General features: G+C 69.9%; 2 protein-coding genes. Both read right to left on the reverse strand.

The window, feature by feature from the left end; genetic code table 11:
• Window positions 1-2,468, reverse strand: a 2,468-nt coding sequence (gene topA / locus B8460_RS11400; RefSeq protein WP_048861721.1) for a type I DNA topoisomerase, incomplete at its 3' end; no start/stop codon positions are given.
• Window positions 2,469-2,527: 59 nt separating this feature from the next.
• Window positions 2,528-2,753: DprA-like winged helix domain-containing protein (locus B8460_RS21895; RefSeq protein WP_048861722.1), on the reverse strand; the 226-nt coding region annotated here is incomplete at its 5' end.

The following is a 2,753-nucleotide window of genomic DNA, read 5'->3' on the forward strand; positions in this document are numbered from 1 at the left end:
TCGGCGAGCAGCGCGACGGCGTCCTCGAGCGTGACGTCCTCCATCGCCGTGCCGCGCGGCACGTTGGCGATCAGGCTGCCGTGCTGCACATAGGGGCCGAACCGGCCGCGCTTGACCGCGACGGACTCGCCGTCCTTGGGATGCGCGCCAAGCACCCGCACGCCGGCCAGCTTCTTGGCCAGCAGCTCCATCGCGCGGTTCATGCCGAGCGAGAGGATGTCGTCGTCGCGGTCGAGCGAGCCGTAGACGGTGCCCATCCGCACATAGGGGCCGAACCGGCCGATGCCGGCCTCGATCGGCTCGCCTGTCTCCGGATGGATGCCGACGATGCGCGGCAGCTCGAGCAGGCGCAGCGCCTGTTCCAGCGCCAGCGTGTCGCCGTCGACGCCGCGCGGCAGCGACGTGCGGCGCGGCTTCTGTTTCTCGCCGCCCTCGCCGAGCTGCACGTACAGACCGTACGGACCCCGGCGGACGGTGACGTCCTCGCCCGTCTCGGGATGCTGGCCGAGCAGGCGCATCCCCTCTTTCAGCGTCTCGCCCTCGCCCTCGCCGGTGTCGATGGCGAGACGGCGCGTGTACTGGCAGGCGGGATAGTTCGAGCAGCCGATGAAGCTGCCGTAGCGCCCGAGCTTCAGCCCGAGCCGTCCGTTGCCGCAGGCGGGACAGGCGCGCGGATCGCTGCCGTCCGCCTTCGCGGGGAAGAAATGCGGGCCGAGATCCTGGTCCAGCGCGTTGATGACGTCGGTGATCTTGAGGTCGCGCGTCTGTTCGATCGCGCGTGAGAAATCCTCCCAGAAGGCCCGCATGACGGCACGCCAGTCCGCGCGGCCGTCGGAGATCTCGTCGAGCTGTTCCTCGAGCGACGCGGTGAAGCCGGTATCGACGTAGCGTTCGAAGAAGCTGGTGAGGAAGGCCGTGACCAGCCGGCCGCGATCCTCCGGGATGAAGCGCCGTTTCTCCAGCCGCACATAGTTGCGGTCCTGCAGCACGGACAGGATCGACGCATAGGTGGAGGGGCGGCCGATGCCGAGCTCCTCCATCTTCTTCACCAGGCTCGCTTCGGAATAACGCGGGGGCGGCTGCGTGAAGTGCTGCGTCGCCGTCACCTCGCCGCGCGTCAGCGGATCGCGCTCCGCCATCGGCGGCAGCATGCGCGAATCCTCGTCCTCCGCCGGATCGTCCAGATCCTCGCGATACAGCTTGAGGAAGCCGTCGAAGGCGACGATCGAGCCGGTCGCGCGCAGGCGGATGTTGCCGGAGACGACGTCGACGCTGACCTGATCGAGTTCCGCCGACTGCATCTGCGACGCGACGGCCCGCTTCCACACCAGCTCATACAGGCGGCGCTGGTCGGGATTGAGGAAGCGGCCGACGCGCTCGGGCGTCAGCGCGATGTCGGTGGGGCGCACCGCCTCGTGCGCTTCCTGGGCGTTCTTGGCCTTGCTGCTGTACTCGCGCGGCGTGGCGGGCAGGTAGTCGGGGCCATAGGCCGTCTTGACGTGGTCGCGTATCGCGACGACCGCCTCGCGCGCCATCTGCACGCCGTCGGTGCGCATGTAGGTGATCAGCCCGACCGTCTCGCCGTCGAGTTCGATGCCTTCGTACAGCTGCTGCGCGAGGCGCATCGTCTGCTGCGCGCCGAAGCCGAGCTTGCGGCTGCTCTCCTGCTGCAGGGTCGAAGTGGTGAACGGTGCCGGCGGGTTGCGCCGGACCCGTTTGCGCTCGACGGAGCCCACCGTGTAGTCGCCGGCCGCGACGCGCGCCCGCGCCGCCTCCGCCAGGGCGGCGTTGTTGAGGTCGAACTGATCGAGCCGCCTTCCGTCCAGATGCGTCAGGCGGGCGGTGAAGGGGGCGCCGGCCGGCGTGGTGAACTGCGCCTCGATTGCCCAGTACTCGCGGGCGCGGAAGGCCTCGATCTCCGCCTCGCGCTCGCAGATCAGGCGCAGGGCGACCGACTGCACCCGCCCGGCGCTGCGGCTGCCGGGCAGCTTGCGCCACAGGACGGGCGAGAGCGTGAAGCCGACGAGGTAGTCAAGCGCGCGGCGCGCCAGATACGCTTCGATCAGCGGCTGATCGAGATCGCGGGGGGCTGCGATCGCGGCGCGGATGGCGGTGCGGGTGATTTCGTTGAAGGTGATACGCCGGACGTCCACGCCCTTCAGCGCGTGCTTCTCGTCCAGCATGGCGCGCACGTGCCACGAGATCGCCTCCCCCTCGCGGTCGGGGTCGGTCGCGAGATAGAGGGTCTTCGCGCCCTTCAAGGCGCGGATGATGGCGGCGACCTGCTTGCTGCCGCGATCATCGGCCGCCCAGTCCATCGCGAAATCCTGCTCCGGCCGGACGGACCCGTCCTTGGGCGGCAGGTCGCGCACATGGCCGAAGCTGGCGAGCACCGTGTACCGGTCGCCGAGATACTTGTTGATGGTTTTCGCTTTGGCGGGCGATTCGACAACGACGACGTCAGTCATGCTGGACTGTCTGCCTTCCTCGGGCACGGCCGCGCGGGACTGCCGCGTCGCGCCCTGTCTTACTCCGCCAGCCTGGCGACGCGATTGCCGGGCAGGGTTTCAATCTGCCCGCCAAGCTCAAGCTCGAGCAGGGCGCCTTGCACCGCGGCGGCTGACAACTGGCAGCGGCGCATGAGATCGTCAACCGCGACGGGCGCCGCGCCGAGCAGACCCAGCACCTCCGCCCGGGCCGCCAGCACCTCGGACGCGGGCGGCGCGCCCTCGTCCGGCGGGTCGGGCGGGGCC

The organism is Acidisphaera rubrifaciens HS-AP3, assembly GCF_000964365.1.
GTDB classification, from domain to species: Bacteria; Pseudomonadota; Alphaproteobacteria; order Acetobacterales; family Acetobacteraceae; genus Acidisphaera; species Acidisphaera rubrifaciens.